General features: G+C 75.4%; 15 protein-coding genes. 10 read left to right on the plus strand and 5 right to left on the minus strand.

All coding sequences use genetic code 11. The annotated features are described in order from the left end of the window. Window positions 1-26: 26 nt before the first annotated feature. Window positions 27-1,301 (minus strand): YibE/F family protein, encoded by a 1,275-nt coding sequence (locus tag O2W20_RS19980; protein ID WP_269173371.1) that lies wholly within the window; start codon window positions 1,299-1,301, stop codon window positions 27-29. Window positions 1,302-1,443: 142 nt separating this feature from the next. Between O2W20_RS19980 and O2W20_RS19985 the strand changes: the two genes are divergently transcribed. After that, entirely contained in the window at window positions 1,444-2,331 is an 888-nt protein-coding gene (locus tag O2W20_RS19985; protein WP_269173372.1) for an oxidoreductase, read from the plus strand. On the opposite strand, the gene O2W20_RS19990 is transcribed toward O2W20_RS19985, so the two are convergent. Continuing rightward, on the minus strand, window positions 2,294-3,418 hold the full coding sequence (locus O2W20_RS19990; RefSeq protein ID WP_269173373.1) for an MFS transporter: 1,125 nt from the start codon (window positions 3,416-3,418) through the stop codon (window positions 2,294-2,296). The genes O2W20_RS19985 and O2W20_RS19990 overlap by 38 nt on opposite strands. 75 nt (window positions 3,419-3,493) lie before the next feature. Here O2W20_RS19990 and O2W20_RS19995 point away from each other — a divergent pair, with 75 nt between their 5' ends. From O2W20_RS19995 to O2W20_RS20010, 4 genes are all read left to right on the plus strand, one after another. Beyond that, a complete protein-coding gene (locus O2W20_RS19995; protein WP_269173374.1) occupies window positions 3,494-4,099 on the plus strand; it encodes a TetR/AcrR family transcriptional regulator in 606 nt (201 codons plus the stop codon). A gap of 95 nt (window positions 4,100-4,194) precedes the next feature. Then, window positions 4,195-5,172 (plus strand): YihY/virulence factor BrkB family protein, encoded by a 978-nt coding sequence (locus O2W20_RS20000; RefSeq protein ID WP_269173375.1) that lies wholly within the window; start codon window positions 4,195-4,197, stop codon window positions 5,170-5,172. Between the two features lie 168 nt (window positions 5,173-5,340). Further along, a complete protein-coding gene (locus O2W20_RS20005) occupies window positions 5,341-5,826 on the plus strand; it encodes an Hsp20/alpha crystallin family protein (protein ID WP_269173376.1) in 486 nt (161 codons plus the stop codon). A gap of 66 nt (window positions 5,827-5,892) precedes the next feature. Further along, window positions 5,893-6,237 (plus strand): helix-turn-helix domain-containing protein, encoded by a 345-nt coding sequence (locus O2W20_RS20010; RefSeq protein WP_269173377.1) that lies wholly within the window; start codon window positions 5,893-5,895, stop codon window positions 6,235-6,237. Window positions 6,238-6,247: 10 nt separating this feature from the next. Here the strand turns inward: O2W20_RS20010 and O2W20_RS20015 are convergent, their stop codons facing one another. The 3 genes from O2W20_RS20015 to O2W20_RS20025 are packed head-to-tail and all read right to left on the minus strand — an operon-like array spanning window position 6,248 to window position 8,542. Then, window positions 6,248-7,186, minus strand: a complete 939-nt coding sequence (locus tag O2W20_RS20015; RefSeq protein WP_269173378.1) for a quinone oxidoreductase family protein — start codon at window positions 7,184-7,186, stop codon at window positions 6,248-6,250. 40 nt (window positions 7,187-7,226) lie between these two features. Then, on the minus strand, window positions 7,227-8,162 hold the full coding sequence (locus O2W20_RS20020) for a M56 family metallopeptidase (protein WP_269173379.1): 936 nt from the start codon (window positions 8,160-8,162) through the stop codon (window positions 7,227-7,229). A 2-nt stretch (window positions 8,163-8,164) separates the two neighbouring features. Then, entirely contained in the window at window positions 8,165-8,542 is a 378-nt protein-coding gene (locus O2W20_RS20025; protein ID WP_036337048.1) for a BlaI/MecI/CopY family transcriptional regulator, read from the minus strand. 138 nt (window positions 8,543-8,680) lie between these two features. Here O2W20_RS20025 and O2W20_RS20030 point away from each other — a divergent pair, with 138 nt between their 5' ends. From O2W20_RS20030 to O2W20_RS20050, 5 genes are read left to right on the plus strand one after another with little or no spacing between them, the layout of a single operon-like run. After that, window positions 8,681-10,246 (plus strand): cytochrome ubiquinol oxidase subunit I, encoded by a 1,566-nt coding sequence (locus tag O2W20_RS20030; protein WP_269173380.1) that lies wholly within the window; start codon window positions 8,681-8,683, stop codon window positions 10,244-10,246. A gap of 30 nt (window positions 10,247-10,276) precedes the next feature. Further along, window positions 10,277-11,302, plus strand: a complete 1,026-nt coding sequence (cydB, locus tag O2W20_RS20035) for a cytochrome d ubiquinol oxidase subunit II (RefSeq protein WP_269173381.1) — start codon at window positions 10,277-10,279, stop codon at window positions 11,300-11,302. Then, window positions 11,299-14,742: a thiol reductant ABC exporter subunit CydC gene (cydC, locus tag O2W20_RS20040; RefSeq protein ID WP_269173382.1), complete on the plus strand. Its 3,444-nt coding sequence runs from the start codon at window positions 11,299-11,301 to the stop codon at window positions 14,740-14,742. Before cydB ends, cydC begins: the two co-directional genes overlap by 4 nt. 38 nt (window positions 14,743-14,780) lie before the next feature. Beyond that, window positions 14,781-15,521, plus strand: a complete 741-nt coding sequence (locus O2W20_RS20045) for a GAF domain-containing protein (protein WP_269173383.1) — start codon at window positions 14,781-14,783, stop codon at window positions 15,519-15,521. 30 nt (window positions 15,522-15,551) lie between these two features. Beyond that, a complete protein-coding gene (locus O2W20_RS20050; RefSeq protein WP_269173384.1) occupies window positions 15,552-15,929 on the plus strand; it encodes a DUF1801 domain-containing protein in 378 nt (125 codons plus the stop codon). Window positions 15,930-15,932: the final 3 nt, after the last annotated feature.

Genomic DNA, 15,932 nt, shown 5'->3' on the forward strand with positions numbered 1-15,932 from the left:
CATCCCGCCCCCGGGTCCTGCGGGGGTCAGCGGGTGGCACCTCCGGTGCGGTCGGCCGGCAGCTCCGCCGCCGCGGGTGTCGCCGACGTCGCCGCCGCCGCCACCAGGGCCCCGATCAGCGTGGTCACCGGGACGGCGAGCACGAGGGCGATCCCGCCGACCAGCGTGCGGACGACCTCCTCACCGACCACCGAGCCGGTCAGCGTCGTCCAGAACGGACGCTCGTAGATGTCGAAGAGCAGCAGCAGCGGCAGTGCGGCACCGGCGTAGGCGAAGACGATCGTGTAGATCGTCGAGGCGATGTGGTCGCGCCCGATCGCCATGCCGCGCTGGAACAGCTGCACCCAGCCCATCTCCGGCGAGACCTCGTGCAGCTGCCAGACCGCGGACGCCTGGGTGATGGTGACGTCGTTGAGGATGCCCAGCCCGGCGACGACGAGGGCAGCCAGCACCAGGCCGGAGAAGTCCAGGGTCGGGTCGAACGTGAGCAGCTGCACGGCCTCCTCGTTGGCCAGGCCGGTGAGGTGCGCGGCGGCGACGGCGATCGTCCCCAGGACCGCGCTCAGCGCGAGCCCGAACAGGGTGCCCAGCAGCGCCGTCGTCGTCCGGGCGTTGAAGCCGTGGGCCAGGTACAGGACGACGTACATGATCGCCGAGGAGCCGATCAGGCTGACCCAGATCGGCGAGGAGCCGGCCAGCAGGCCGGGCAGCATGAACTGCAGCAGGATGAAGAACGCGAACCCCAGACCGAGCAGGGCGAGCAGCCCGCGCAACCGAGCCACGGCCCCCACCACCAGCGTGAACGCCAGCGCCAGGGTGATGATCGGGGTGCTGCGCGGGAAGTCCTGGAACTGGTAGGTGACCTCTCCGGTCTCGATGCCGGGGTCCCGGTTGAGCAGGAGCTCGTCCCCGACCTCGATCCCCTCGGCCACCACCTCGGAGGAGAGCTCGACCTGCACGTACTCGCCGGAGCTCTCGCCCTCGGCGACGACCAGGACCGCCTGGGCACACACCTGCGCAGGGGCGTTGCCGGTCGCCGCGGCGCACTCGTAGGTCTCCAGCGAGGCGACGGTCGCCTCCGGGAACGTGGTCCCCGACGGCAGGAACGACTCCGCCGCCCGCTGCGCCGCGGTCTGTTCGGAGCTGGGCCACAGCGCCACCAGACCGACCAGCGTGGCGATGCCGACCGGCACCAGCACCAGGAGCATCAGCCGGACGGCGGTGCGGCGACGGGCGACCGCGGCCGGGTCGGGGGGGCGGACCTCGCCCTCGGGTCCGTGGACGTGGGAGTGGGCCGACACCCGGACAGGCTAGGTGGCCGGTCGGCCGATCCCCGGCCGGACGCCGCGGACGGCGTCGTCGCGTCCGCACGGCCGGGGACCGGCGTCCGCCCGCCCGCGCCGGTGCCCTGCCGCCCGGGGAGGCGCTGCCTACAGTCGGGACATGGCCTCCTGGAGCACCGCCGACATCCCCGCGCAGACCGGTCGCACCGTCGTCGTGACCGGGGCGAACAGCGGCCTGGGGCTGGAGACCGCACGCGCGCTGGCCCTGGCCGGGGCCCGGGTGGTGCTGGCCGTGCGGGACACCACCCGCGGCACCGAGGCGGCGGCCGACCTGCCGGGCGACGTGGAGGTGCGCCGGCTCGACCTGGCCGACCTGGCGTCGGTGCACGAGTTCGCCGAGGGGTGGACCGGCGACCTCGACGTCCTGGTCAACAACGCCGGGATCATGCACGTGCCGGCCGGGCGCACCGCCGACGGCTTCGAGCTGCAGTTCGGCACCAACCACCTCGGTCACGCTGCGCTGACCACGCTGCTGCTGCCGCACGTGACCGACCGGGTGGTCACCGTCTCCTCGATGCTGCACCGGTCCGGGGAGATCGTGCTCGACGACCTCAACTGGGAGCGCCGGACCTACTCGGCCACCGGCGCCTACGCGCAGTCCAAGCTGGCCAACCTGCTGTTCACCCTGGAGCTGCAGCGTCGGCTCACCGCGGCCGGCTCGACGGTGCGTGCGCTGGCGGCCCACCCGGGCTGGGCGGCCACCAACCTGCAGGGCCGCACGGGCAACCGGGTGAAGGACGCCGCGATGGCGGTGGCCAACCGGGCCCTGGCGACCAGTGCCCAGCAGGGCGCACTGCCCACGCTGTTCGCCGCCGTCGCCGACCTGCCCGGTGGGGGTTTCGCCGGACCGGACGGCACCACCATGCGCGGCGCGCCGACGCTCGCCGGTCGCAGTCCTGCGGCCTCGGACCCCGTGATGGCCGGCCGCCTGTGGGCCGCCTCCGCCGAGCTCACGGGCGTGGACCTCCCGACGCAGCTGCCGGCCTGAGCGCCGCCGGTTCCGCGGCCGGAACCGCCGCGAGGACCAGGGCCGCGGCCACCACGAACGCCGTCCGGCTGCTCGCCGCGTCCGCGACCGCGCCGAGCAGCAGGGCGCCGGCGGCCTGGCCCAGGGTGAGGCCGATGAACAGCACCGCCGCGGCCCGCGGTGCCGCAGCGGGGAGCCGGTGCCCACCCCAGACGATGAGGACCCCGCTCAGCGCGACGTAGGCGGTGCCGAAGCCGGCCAGTGCGACCGCCACGGCGGCCGGCGAACCGGGCAGGGCGGCGAGCAGCAGGGTGGCCGCCGCCGCGATCCCGGTCGAACACAGCCAGGCACCGCGCAGACCGATCCGCAGCACCAGGTCGCCGCTGAGCCCACCGATCAGGCCGGCACCGCCCAGCACGCACCAGAGCCAACCGGTCGTGTCGTCGGGCAGTGCGCCGGCGCCGGTCATCAGGTCCCGCCCGAACGTCCAGACGGCGGAACAACCCGCACCGGCCAGGACGGCGGCGACCAGTGGCCGGACGAGGTCACGCAGCGGCGCGTCGGGGCGGGTCTCCGGGGCGGTGGGCCAGCGGCTGGCCCGGTCGGCCCACGCGGTGAGCAGCAGGGCCGCCACCCCGAACGCCGCCCAGGCCGGGCGCCAGGCGTCGGGCACGGTGAGCACGAGCAGCCCGCCGACGACGACGCCGGCGCCGGTGCCGCTGTTGACCAGGGCCTGCGCTCGCGGTTCGGCGTCCGGCCGCACGGTCGCCGCGACGGCAGCGACCAGTGCCGGGCTGGCCGCCCCCGCGCCGCTGCCCGCGACGAGCGCCCCGACCGCCAGCACCGGGACCGACCAGGCGGCGGCCACCAGCAGCGACCCGAGCGCGGCCGTGCTCCCGGCCAGCCACAGCGCCCACCGCGCGCGCCCCTGCCCGGCCAGCCGCTGGGCGACGAAGGCAGTGAGGCAATAGGCGACGTAGCTCGCCGCGGCGATGGCGCCGGCGGTGCCCGGCGAGAGCCCGAACGCCGCCCGGAACTGCGGCAGGTAGAGGCCGAAGCCGAACCGGGCCAGCCCGTAGGTGACCGCGATGACCGCCAGCCCGGGCACGACCAGCGCGGTCGGGCGAGTGGGCGCTGCTGACTGTAACGATCGTTTCGCCATAACGAGCGTTACAGTAGGCACATGACCCCGCGCTCCGCGACCCGACCCGCGCGCGAACGGCTGCTCGCCGCCGCCGGGGAGCTCTTCTACGAGTCCGGCATCGCCGCGACCGGGGTCGATGCGGTCCTGGCTCGCGCCCAGGTGGCCCCGGCGACGATGTACGCCCACTTCGCCGGCAAGGACGGGCTGGTGGCGGCCTACCTGGAGCAGCGGTTCGAGGTGTGGCGGCAGACCTGGGACGAGGTGCTCGCCGAGCGCACCGATCCGGTCGACCGACTGCTGTCGCTCTTCGACGCCCTGGTCCGGTACCGGGAGCGGGAGGGCAGCCGCCGTGGCTGCGGGTTCCTCGCCGCGGCCACCGAACTGCCGCCGGACCACCCGGGCCAGCCGTGGCTGCGGGCCGATTCCCGGTTGCTGACCGACCGGCTGCGAGAGCTCGCCGTCGCCGCCGGCCTGGCCGACCCGGACGAGGCCACCAGCACCCTGCTGCTCTGCTACGACGGTGCACTGGCCCGCTCGGCCCGGGAGTGGACCACCCCCGAGCTGCACGCCGGCGACCCGGTGCAGCGGGCACGCGACCTGGCCACCGCCTGGCTCGCCCAGCGAGGCCACGCCGCCGCTCGCTGAGCCCCGCGCGGCACCACGGCCGACGGCGACGACCGGGAGCGCCGTCCTCAGCCCCACGTGGTGCGGCGGCCCGGGTGCCGTGATGCACTGCCGCCGTGTCCGTCGTCGAGAAGCTCGACCGGCTGCAGCGCCGGCGCCGCGCGGCCGGGTTCCCCATCGCCGTCGTCTACAAGTACGTGGACGACTCCGGGCCGTACCTCTCCGCACTGATCACCTACTACGCCTTCGTCTCACTGTTCCCGCTGCTGCTGCTGTTCTCGACGATCCTGAGCAACGTCCTGGTGGACAACCCTGAACTGCAGCAGCGACTGCTCGACTCGGCGGTGAGCCAGCTCCCCGTGGTCGGCGAGCAGCTCGGTGAGCCCCGGGGCCTCAGCGGCGGCGTCCTCGGGGTGATCGTCGGCATCCTGGGCTCGCTCTACGGCGCCCTCGGGGTCGCCCAGGCGATCCAGTACGCGATGAACACCGCCTGGGCGGTGCCGCGCAACAGCCGGCCCAACCCGTTCCTCGCCCGCGGGCTGAGCCTGCTGCTGGTCGCCACCGCCGGGCTCGCCGTGATCGGGACGACTGCCCTGGCCACCTTCACCGCCGGCCACGCCGGCTCGATGGGCGGGGCGTCCCGAGTCCTGACCGTGCTCGGGTCGGTGCTGATCAACGCCGCCGTCTTCGTGTTCGCCTTCCGACTGGCCACCGCCCGCCCCCTGACGATCCGCCAGGTGCTCCCGGGAGCGTTCCTCGCTGCGGTCGTGTGGCAGCTGCTGCAGACCTTCGGGGTCACCTACGTCAGCCGGGTCATGACGACCGCGAGCGCCACCAACGGCGTCTTCGCCCTCGTGCTCGGCCTGCTCGCGTTCCTGTACCTGGCCGCGGTGGTCGGCGTGCTGTGCGTGGAGATCAACGTGGTGCGGGTCAACCGACTCTGGCCCCGGGCGTTGCTCACCCCGTTCACCGACGACGTCGACCTCACCCCCGGCGATCGGCGGAGCTACACCGGCATGGCGAAGGCCCAGCGGACCAAGGGGTTCGAGACGGTGCACGTCACCTTCGACCCGCCCGACCGCACCGCCGACTGAGCGACCCGCCCGGCGCGGAGAGAACCTGCAGCCGCGGCTGGAACAATTGTCCGCCGAGGACGTTTACTCTGGTGCACGCCCGAGGTATTCTCCAGTTGCCGCTGGAGGTTCACCAGAGGCGGCGACATCAGAACATCGGACCTGTACGACATCCGGAGGTACGCAGCCATGATGCTGACTTCCTACGACCCCTTCGCCGCGACGTCCGCCGCCTTCCGCGCGCTGGACCAGCTGACCGGCCGATCCGGCACCACCACCGCCCGTCCGCTCGCCGGCATGCCGATGGACGCCTACCGGGTGGGCGACAACTTCGTGGCCCACTTCGACCTGCCCGGCGTCGACCCAGGCTCGATCGACCTGTCCGTCGAGGGCACCACGCTGACCATCAGCGCCGAGCGGTCGGTGCCGCAGATCGAGAACGCGCAGTGGCAGGTCGCCGAGCGCCCGTTCGGCAGCTACACCCGGCAGCTGGTGCTGGGCCGCAGCCTGGACACCGACCGTCTCGAGGCGAGCTACCACGACGGCGTGCTCACCGTGAGCATCCCGGTCGCCGAGAAGGCCAAGGCCCGCAAGATCGCCGTGACCCGGGCGGACACCCCGGCCGCGGTGGAGGCGCACACCATCGAGGGCGAGAAGCCGGCCGTCGACAGCTGATCGACAGCCATCCCGGGAGGGGCGGGACCCACGGTCCCGCCCCTCCCGTCGTCTGCCGGAGGACCGATGAGCACCGACCCGCTGCAGCCCTTGGACGACCCCGACCACCCGGTGCTCACCATGAGCCAGGCGGCCGACCTGCTCGGCGTCCAGGCCGCCTTCCTGCGCAGCCTGGACTCCTCCGGGGTGCTGCACCCGCACCGCTCCCCCGGGGGGCACCGCCGCTACTCCCGGCACCAGCTCCAGCTGGCCGCCCGGGTGCGGGTGCTGCTGGACGACGGCCACCTGCTCGGCTCGGCGCAGGTCATCGTCCAGCTCCAGGACGACCTGGCCGAGGCCGTCGCGGACGCCGAGCACGCCCGCGACGAGCGGGACGCCGCCCGCCAAGAGCTGCGCGACCAGGCCGGCTGAGCCGGCCGGGTCAGGGCTCCAGCACCAGCTTGCGGTGGGCGAAGGAGGTCTGCCGCGCCCAGACCGCGGCCACGTCGGCCAGCGGCGCCCGCTCCACCTCCACCGCGATCCGCCCGTCCGCGGCGTGCCCGGTCAGCTCGGCCCAGCCGCGGGCGACGACGTCCGGCGGCACGTGCCGGGTGGTGTAACCGAGCAGGTCGACCATCGCCTCCCGGAAGCCGCCCGCGGCCACCTCCACCGCCGGTGCCGCCGAGTGGCCGATCTGCACGTGCCGCATCCCCCGCCGGGCGGCCGCCATGGCCGCCAGCGCCGGCTCACCCCAGACCGGGTCGATGGTCACGTCGACCCCGCCGTCGGCCGCCACCCGGATCCGCTCCGCCATCGCGGCGACCGACTCGTCACCGGCGAGCTCGACGGTGGCGTCGGCGCCCAGGCCGGCCAACCGCCGCAGCGACTCGCCGTCCCGGGCCACGGCGACCACCCGGCCGGCGCCGAGCACCTTCGCCGCCTGGACGGCGATCGTGCCCAGCACCCCACTGGCCCCCAGCACCAGCACCGTTTCCCCCGGCTGCAGCCGGGCCCGCCACTGCAACGGCAGCCACGCCGCCAGCCCGGCGATGCCGAGCGCGACCGCGAGCCCGTCGTCGAGCCCCTCGGGCACGTCGAACAGCGCGTCGGCCGGCACCAGCGCGCGCTGCGCCATCGAACCGAACGGCGCCACACAGCCGTTGAAGTAGACCCGCCGACCCTCGACCGTGCCCACCCCTTCCCGCCCGGCGACCGAGGGGAACGGTGGCTTGGTCACGAAGGCGCCGGCGGCGATGGCGACGTCGACCGGGTTGACCCCGGCCACCCGGACGTCCACGACCACCTGCCCCGGGCCGGCGACCGGCTCGTCGAACGAGGCGAAGGTGGGAGTGCCGGGCTCGGTGAGCACTGCTGCGTCCATCCCTCGACGCTAGGCGAGCGGAGGCCGTGCCGCTCCGCGCCTACACCACGGCAGGGAGCAGCAACAGCAGCGTGGGCACGAAGAGCAGCGCGACGGCGCTGCTCAGCGCCGCCCAGCGGGCCCGGGCGGGCAGCGGGTCCGCCGGGGCGAGCAGCCGCCGCACGCGGACCGCGACCGGTCCCCCGGTGACCGCGAGCGCCCCGTCGGGCACCTGGCCCCCCGCCCCGCCGGCGGCGGCCACGATCGCGACGGCGAGGGTGCGCCGCGGGTCCGGCCCGGACAGCGACCGCAGGGCGACGTCGTCGGCGCGCATCTCCACCAGGTCGCGGACCCCGTCGTGCGCCCGGTCGGCCGCCGGCAGCACCGGCAGCGCCGCCCGCCAGGCGACGAAGGGCAACAGCAGCAGGTGGTGGTGCTCGCGCAGGTGCGCCCGCTCGTGCGCGACGACGGCGTCCAGCTGCGCGCCGTCCAGCTCGGCCACCATCCCGGAGGAGAGCACCAGCAGCGGCCGGGCCCCGGGGATGCAGAAGGCCACCGGGGCGGGATGGTCGAGCAGCAGCGTCTCCTCCGCCGCGGACTCCCCCGGCCGGACCAGCAGCTCCAGCAGCGCACGGTGCCGCCGCCGGGTGCGCGCGGTGCGGACGCCGGAGAGCGCGAGCACCCCCAGCAGCTCCACCGCCAGCACCGCGGCGAGGGTCTGGGCGACCCAGTGGTCACCGCGGACCGGCTCGGTGCTGGGCTGCCAGGTCACCCAGTGCCACCACGCCTCGGGCAGCGAGTGCCCCCAGGGGGCCAGCCCGTGCACCAGCAGCGCCCCGATGATCGACAGGCCGCCGGCCAGCCCGATCGCCTGCCAGCAGACCAGGGCCGCGAGCGGGTCGCGCCGGGGCCAGCGCGCCCGGGCCAGCGCCGCCGGCACCGGCCAGGCCAGGAGTGCGGCGAGGACGCCGAGGGCCAGAGCGGTGGCCGGGAGCACGCTCAGCGAGCGCCGGCGGCGTCCGAGCCGGCCCCGTCCCCACCGGCCAGCAGTGCCCGCAGCATCGCGGCGTCCTCGGCGTCGACGCTGCCGACGAACCGGGCGAGCGCCGCCTGCCGGTCCCCCGCCTGGCCGAGCACCTCGTGCATCAGCTCCGCCGCGTGCGCCTCGCGCGTGGCCCGGGGGGTGAAGCGCCGGGGGCGCCGCTCGTCGTGGACGAGGAACCCCTTCTGCTCCAGCCGGCTGAGCACGGTGTGCACGGTGGTCAGCGCGAGCCCGCGGTCGGCGAGCTGCTGCTGGAGCTCGGTGGCGCTGACCGGACCGGGCGCCGCCCAGAGCCGGTCCATGAGTGTGCGCTCCAACTCACCGAGTGAGGCCATTGGTCCCTCCCCTGTCCGGCGTCTCACACCCGATGGTCACTGCGGGTCGTGGACGAGAAGTTCTACGAGGCGTAGAAATGAGTTCTACAACAGGTAGAAGACTACGCGCCGATCGTACGAGGCAGGGAGGCAACAGCCGTGGACGTCCTGGACGTAGCGCGCTGGCAGTTCGGGATCACCACCGTCTACCACTTCATGATGGTCCCGCTGACCATCGGGCTGGGCATCCTGCTCGTGGTCATGCACACGATGTGGGTGCGCACCGGCAAGCCCGAGTGGCTGCGGATGACCCGCTTCTGGGGCCGGATCTACCTGATCAACTTCGTCCTCGGCGTGGCCACCGGCCTGGTCCAGGAGTTCCAGTTCGGGCTCGCGTGGAGCGAGTACAGCCGCTTCGTGGGCGACGTCTTCGGGTCACTGCTGGCGCTGGAGGCGCTGCTGGCCTTCTTCCTCGAGTCGACCTTCCTCGGCCTGTGGATCTTCGGCTGGGGCCGGATCCCGAAGAAGGTGCACCTCGCCGCGCTCTGGGCGGCGGTGATCGGCTCGATCGTCAGCGCGTACTTCATCATCGCGGCCAACTCCTGGATGCAGCACCCGGTCGGGGTCGTGACCGACGACGCCACCGGCCGGCCGGAGCAGGTCGACTTCCTCGCGGTGCTGACCAACAACACCGCGCTCGCCGCGTTCAGCCACGCCATCGTGGGCGCGTTGATGGTCGCCGCCGCCCTGCTCGTGGGCATCGGGCTGTGGCACCTGCGCAAGCGCCGGCTGGCCGGTCTCTCCCCCGAGGACGTCGACCACGAGGTGTGGCGGCGCTCGGTGCGGATCGGCGGCTGGGCCTCCCTCATCGCCTTCGTGCTGGTGGCGGTCACCGGCGACTACCAGGCCAAGCTGATGTACCAGCAGCAGCCGCTGAAGATGTCCTCGGCCGAGGCGCTCTGCGAGAGCGAGGCGCCGGCGCCGTTCTCGGTCTTCGCCTTCGGCAAGCTGGGCAGCAACGAGTGCGACGACGTCCACTCCTGGACCGTGCCGGCGCTGCTCTCCTTCCTGGCCCACGGCGACTTCTCCAGCGAGGTGCCCGGGGTCAACGAGCTCCAGGAGGAGTACGCGGCGGCCTACGGGGCGACGTACCCCGACGACCCCTCCTTCGGCGACAAGGCCGGCGAGCCGATCGACTACGCCCCGCTGCTCGCGGTCACCTACTGGAACTTCCGGCTGATGATCGGCATGGGCATGGTCTCCGCCGGCGTCGGGGCCTACGCCCTGTGGGCGACCCGCCGGGGCCGGGTGCCGACGTCCCGGATCGGCGTCTACGGCTCCCTGCTCGCGGTCGGTGCGCCGTTCGTCGCCAACGCGTCGGGCTGGATCTTCACCGAGATGGGCCGGCAGCCCTTCGTGGTGTACCCGAACCCCGACGTGCCGCGCGAGGACCAGGTCTACTTCTTCACCGCCCAGGCGGTCTCGCCCGGCATCAGCGCGGCCGAGGTCTGGACGTCGCTGATCGCCCTGACCGTGGTCTACGGCGCCCTGGCCGTGGTGGAGCTGTGGCTGATCGTCAACTTCGTCCGCCGCGGGGTGACCACCAGCGACGGCTCCCCGACCCCCGGGCACACCCCCGACGGCGACCCGGACGCCGACGTCACGCCGGGCAGCGCGAGCACCCGGCGGCCGGACGACGACGACGTCCTGTCCTTCGCGTACTGACCCGGCCCCGAGACCGAGAGAGACCCTGACATGGACCTGCAGACCGTCTGGTTCGTCGCCGTCGCCGTGCTCTGGACCGGCTTCCTGCTGCTGGAGGGCTTCGACTTCGGCGTCGCCGCCCTGCTGCCGGTGATCGGCCGCAAGCCCGCCGACCGGCACCTGATGCTCCGCAGCATCGGCCCGCTCTGGGACGGCAACGAGGTGTGGCTGATCACCGCGGTCGGCGCGGTCTTCGCCGCCTTCCCCGGCTGGTACGCCACCTGGCTGCCGGCGCTGTACCTGCCGTTCGTGCTGGTGCTCTTCGGCCTGATCATCCGGGCCGTCGCCTTCGAGTGGCGGCACTCGCACCACACCGCGCAGTGGGACAGCACCTGGACCAACGTCATCGTCACCGGATCGCTGATCGCAGCGCTCGGGGTGGGCGCGGCCCTGGGCGGCACCACGCTGGGCCTCCCGATCGACGGGGACGGCGTCCGGGTCGGCGGCGCCTTCGCCGGCGTGACCTGGTCGGCGCTGCTGGGCGGCGTCGCCGTGCTGGCCTACTCGATCGTGCACGGCGCCGTCTTCCTGGCGCTGAAGACCGAGGGCCCGGTGCGGCTGGCCGCGCGCGCCTTCGCCCGCCGCTGGTCGCTGGTCGCGGCGGTGCCGCTGCTGGCCTGGGCCGGGCTGGTGCAGCTGCGCGAGGGCACGGCCGTCACCGCGGTGCTGTGGCTGGTCGCCGCGCTGGCGGTGCTGGTCGCCTGGGCGAGCATCCGGCTGGACCGCGAGGGGCCGGCGTTCACCGCCTGGGCGGTGGTCATGCTCGCCTCGGCGGCGACGATCTTCGGCGCCGTCTACCCGGTGGTCGTCGTCTCCTCGATCGACCCGGCCTTCGACGTCACCATCGCCGAGGCCTCGGTCAGCGACTACACGCTGACCGTGATGACCTGGGCTGCCGGCTTCGGGCTGCCCGTGGTGCTCGGCTACCAGGCCTGGACCTACTGGGTCTTCCGCAAGCGGCTGACCGCCGACCCGGAGACCCCGCAGACCGCCACCGAGGAGCAGGTGCACGCATGACCTCGCGTCCCAGGAGGGGCCAAAGTCGCGATTTTGGCCCCTCGGATCGGCGGGGGCCGCTGGGGGCGCTCGCCGGGGTGCCGGGGCTGACCGGGGCGCTGGTGCGGGCCGCGGTCGCCGCGCTCGGGCAGACCGTCGGCGTCGTCCTGCTCGCCGCCGGGCTCGCCCGGGCGGTGGCGGACGTCGCCGACGGCGTCACCCCGGGGACGTCGTTGCTCGTGGCGCTCGTCGGCGTCGGGATCCGGGCCGCCGCCGGCGGGCTGGGCAGCGTGCTGGCCACCCGGGACGCCCGGCGGGCCGAGGACACGCTGCGCCGCCGGCTGCTGGCGCGGCTGCTGGCCGGTGAGGGCGAGGCGGTCACCGCCGCCGGCGGCAGCGGGCCGGCCGCGGTGCTGGCCACCACCCGGCTGCACGACCTGGGCCCGGCGCTGGCCACCTACCTGCCGGCGCTCGCCCAGACGATCGTGGTCCCGCCGGTCCTGCTGGTCGTGCTGGGGCTGACCGACTGGCTCTCCGCGCTGCTGGTGGCGCTCACCCTGCCGCTGGTGCCGCTGTTCATGGCGCTGGTCGGGCTGCACACCCGGGACCGGACCGTCGAGGCCGCCCGGGCGCTCGACCGGATCGCCGGCCACGTCGCCGAGCTGGTCCGCGGCCTGCCGGTGCTGGTCGGGCTGGGCCGCGCCGCCGACCAGCTGTCCGCGCTGGCCGACCTCGGCGAGACCCACCGCCGGCGCACGCTGGCCACCCTGCGGATCGCCTTCCTCTCCTCCCTGGTCCTCGAGGTGCTCGCCACCCTGTCGGTCGCGCTGGTCGCGGTGACCGTCGGCGTGCGGCTGGTGCACGGCGACATCGGCCTGGACGTCGGCCTGCTCGCCCTGCTGCTCGCCCCCGAGGCGTTCGCCCCGCTGCGCGCACTGGGCTCGGCCCACCACGCCTCCGAGGACGCCGCCGAGGCCGCCGCCGCCGCGCGCGCGGTGCTCGCCGCCCCCGCCCCGCGGCCGGTGCTGAGCGCGACCCCGGCCGGACAGCTGCGCGGGGTCACCGTCGACGGGCTCACCGTCGCCTTCCCCGGCCGCGACCTGCCCGCCGTCGACGGCGCCTCGTTCGAGGTGGCGCCGGGCGAGCTGGTGGCCCTGCGCGGGCCGAGCGGATCGGGCAAGTCGACCGTGCTCGCCGTCCTGGCCGGGCAGGTCCTCGACGGGGCGACCGCACGGGTGGAGGGGGTGGTGCTGCGGCCGGAGGACGTCGCCGTCGTCCCGCAGTTCCCGCACACCGTCGCCGACACGGTGCTCGACGAGCTGCGCCGGCACGCCGGCGAGCTGCCGGAGACGTGGGCCACCGACCTGGCCGACACCGCACTGGCCTGGCTGGACGCCGGGCACCTGCGCGAGCGCGCCTGCCGCACCCTCTCCCCCGGCGAGCTGCAGCGGGTCGCACTGGCCCGGGCGCTGGTCCGGGTGCAGCGAGGCGCCCGGGTGCTGCTGCTCGACGAGCCGACGGCCTCGCTGGATGCGGTGAGCACCGCGCACGTCGCCGAGCTGCTGGTCCGGCTGCGCGGGTCGCTGTGCACCGTGCTGGTCACCCACTCCCCTGAGCTGGCCGCGCTCGCCGACCGCACCGTCGACCTCGCCGGCCCCGCCGCCGTGCCGCCACTCACCAGCGTCCCGGCGCCCGAGCGCACCGGGGTCGGCCACGCCGCCGGCGCGCCGCTCGCGGCCGCCGCCGAGCCCGCCGCTGCGCCCGAGGCGGACCGTGGCTCGGCAGGTCTGAGCTGGCCGCGGCGGGCGGTGCTGAAGGCGGTCGCTGCCGGCGCCGCCTCCAGCGCATCGGCCGTCGCGCTCACCGCGGTCTCGGGCTGGCTGATCGTCCGGGCCGCCGAGCAGCCCCCGATCCTCACCCTGCTGGTGGCCACGGCCGGGGTGCGGGGATTCGGGCTGGCCCGGGCTGCGTTCCGCTGGCTGGAGCGGCTGGCCGGCCACGACGCCGCCTTCCGGCTGGCGTCGCGCACCCGGCTGCAGGTGTGGCGCGCGCTGGTCGCGCAGGGCCCGGCCGCCGACCGCACCCCCGGCCGGGCCCTGGCCCGGGTCGTCGGGGACGTCGGCCTCCTCCAGGACCTCTCCGTCCGGGTGGTCACCCCGCCGGTGGTCTCCGGGCTCGTGCTCGCCGGCACGACGGCGGTGCTGGCGCTGCTCGACCCACGGGCCGGTGCGCTGGTGGCCGCACTCGTGGCCGTCGCGGTGCTGGGCGTGCTCGGCGTGCACCGCTGGGCCGACCGGGGCGGCGCCCGGCACGCCGCCGAGCTGCGCACGGTCACCCTGCGGGAGACCAGCGCGACGCTCGAGGCCGCCGGTGACCTGCGCGCACACGGACTCACCGGCCCGGCCGTCGACCGGCTCGACGCGCTGGGCCGCCGGCAGGGTCGCGCGGCCCAGTCCGGTGCCACGGCCACCGCGCTGGGCGACGCGCTGGCGGTGCTGGCCACCGGAGCCGCCGCCGTCGGCGCGCTGGCCGTCGCGGCGATCAGCGTCCGTGCGGGTGAGCTGTCCGCACCCACCGCGGCGATCCTCGCGCTGGCGCCCCTGGCGCTGCTCGAGCCGCTGACCGCGCTTGGGGCCGCTCGGCGCCACCGGCTGGCCTGGCGGGATGCGCGGGCCCGGATCGACGCCGTGCTCGCCGAGCCGGTGGCCGCCGACCCGGCCCCGGCCGACCGGGTGAGCCCGCCGCGGCCGGTTCGCGAGCTGGCGCTGGAGCACCTCACCGCCGGGTGGCCCGGACGCCCTCCGGTGCTGCGTGACCTGGACGCCGTCGCGACCGCCGGGTCCGGCTGGCTCGTCGTCACCGGCCCGTCGGGCTCGGGCAAGTCGACGCTGCTGTCGGTGCTGATGGCCTCGCTGCGCCCCGCGGCCGGCGCCTACGTCCTCGGCGACGGGCGCCGCCCGGTGCCGGCCGACCGGCTGACCCGGGCCGACGTGCAGAGCGCGATCGCCTGGTGCCCGCAGGAGGCGCACGTCTTCGACGCGACGCTGCGGGCCAACCTCGCGCTGGCCCGCCCCCGCGGTGAGCTCACCGGTGACGACGGCGAGGCGGCGATGCGCCGGGCCCTGACCGACGCCGGGCTCGGCGCGCTGGTGGCCGGCCTCCCGGCCGGGCTGGACACCCCGGTGGGCGCAGGCGGCACCTCGCTGTCCGGTGGCGAGCGGCGGCGGCTGGCGGTGGCCCGGGCGCTGCTGGCCGACCGCGACGTCGTGCTGCTGGACGAACCGACCGCCCACCTGGACCCGCCGACGGCCGCCGCCCTGGTGGCCGACCTGCGCCGGGCCCTGGCCGGCCGGCTCGTCGTCTGCGTGACGCACGACCCGGCGCTGGCCGAGGAGCGCGACAGCGTGCTGCGGCTGGACGGAGCGCCCGCCGAGCACACCCCCGCCACGGCGCGCCGCTGACCGGTTTGCTGCGGCCACCGCCGCGGCACGTCCAGGGCATGACCCTGGCCGAGCGCTTCGCCACCGCGGTCGCCGAGGAGGCGACCGCGGTGGCGGACGACGACGGGCACCTGCTCCCCGACCGGCTGGCCCGGGCCGTCGTCCGGGTGCTGACCGTGGACGGCGCCGGCCTGAGCGTGCTGACCGGCACGCGCGGCCGCTGCCCGCTGGGTGCGAGCTCTCCGGAGGCCGGCCGGGCCGAGCGGCTGCAGTTCACCGTGGGCACCGGCCCCTGTCTGCTGGCCCACGCCTCGGGTGAACCGGTGCTCGCCGGCCAGGACGAGCTCCGCCGGCGGTGGCCCGCGTTCGCCGACGCACTGGTGGCCACCACCCCCTACCGCGGCGTCGTCTCCCTGCCCGTCCCGGGGGCGCTGACCGGTGCCGGGGCACTGGACCTCTTCCTCACCGACCCCGACGACGTCCGGCGGCTGGACGTGGCCGTCGCCCTCGCCGCGGGGCAGCTCGTGTCGGACGCGCTCAGCGATGCCCTGGTCTGGTCGCCCCGGTCGGACGGCCAGGGACCCGGCTGGCTGCGCAGCCCGGCTGCGGTGCGCCGGTCCGTCGTCTGGCGGGCGGTCGGGTCGCTCAGCCTGTCGCTGGACGCCGCCGCCGACGCCGCGTTGGACGTGCTGCGGGCGCACGCCTGGGCCACGGGGCGCTCGGTCGACTCCGTGGCAGCGGACCTGGTGAGCGGCCGGCTGGTGACCGCCGACGTCCTCGGGCGGCCCGGCGGACCCTGACCGGGCCCGGGGATGAGGCACGCTGGGCACATGGCGCAGAACCCGACGGTCGAGGAGTTCCTCGCCACCCTGGACCACCCACGCGCCGACGACGTCCGCCGGCTGCGCGCGGCGATCATGGCCTCGGACGCCGAGCTCACCGAGCGCGTGAAGTGGCGGGCGCCGAGCTTCTGCGCCCGGGGGGTCGACCGGGTGACCTTCCGGCTCTTCCCGGAGGACCACCTGCAGCTGGTCTTCCACCGCGGCGCGAAGCCGCAGGAGACCGCGGGCTTCGCGTTCGGTGACGACACCGGGCTGCTGCGCTGGGCCGACACCGACCGCGCCGTGCTGACGCTGGGCGACTCCGCCGACGTGGCCGCCAGGCAGGGCGCGATCGTGGCGCTCGTGGAGCGCTGGGTCCGGGTCTGAGCC

The organism is Modestobacter sp. VKM Ac-2982 (assembly GCF_026967935.1).
Taxonomy (GTDB): Bacteria; Actinomycetota; Actinomycetes; order Mycobacteriales; family Geodermatophilaceae; genus Modestobacter.

What these genes read in the sequence shown, in the direction of transcription:
- O2W20_RS19985 (WP_269173372.1), top strand. Translation starts at nt 1,444, where the DNA reads ATGGCCTCCTGGAGCACCGCCGACATCCCCGCGCAGACCGGTCGCACC.
- O2W20_RS19995 (WP_269173374.1), top strand. Translation starts at nt 3,494, where the DNA reads ATGACCCCGCGCTCCGCGACCCGACCCGCGCGCGAACGGCTGCTCGCC.
- O2W20_RS20005 (WP_269173376.1), top strand. Translation starts at nt 5,341, where the DNA reads ATGATGCTGACTTCCTACGACCCCTTCGCCGCGACGTCCGCCGCCTTC.
- O2W20_RS20010 (WP_269173377.1), top strand. Translation starts at nt 5,893, where the DNA reads ATGAGCACCGACCCGCTGCAGCCCTTGGACGACCCCGACCACCCGGTG.
- O2W20_RS20015 (WP_269173378.1), bottom strand. Translation starts at nt 7,186, where the DNA reads ATGGACGCAGCAGTGCTCACCGAGCCCGGCACTCCCACCTTCGCCTCG.
- O2W20_RS20025 (WP_036337048.1), bottom strand. Translation starts at nt 8,542, where the DNA reads ATGGCCTCACTCGGTGAGTTGGAGCGCACACTCATGGACCGGCTCTGG.
- cydB (WP_269173381.1), top strand. Translation starts at nt 10,277, where the DNA reads ATGGACCTGCAGACCGTCTGGTTCGTCGCCGTCGCCGTGCTCTGGACC.
- cydC (WP_269173382.1), top strand. Translation starts at nt 11,299, where the DNA reads ATGACCTCGCGTCCCAGGAGGGGCCAAAGTCGCGATTTTGGCCCCTCG.
- O2W20_RS20045 (WP_269173383.1), top strand. Translation starts at nt 14,781, where the DNA reads ATGACCCTGGCCGAGCGCTTCGCCACCGCGGTCGCCGAGGAGGCGACC.
- O2W20_RS20050 (WP_269173384.1), top strand. Translation starts at nt 15,552, where the DNA reads ATGGCGCAGAACCCGACGGTCGAGGAGTTCCTCGCCACCCTGGACCAC.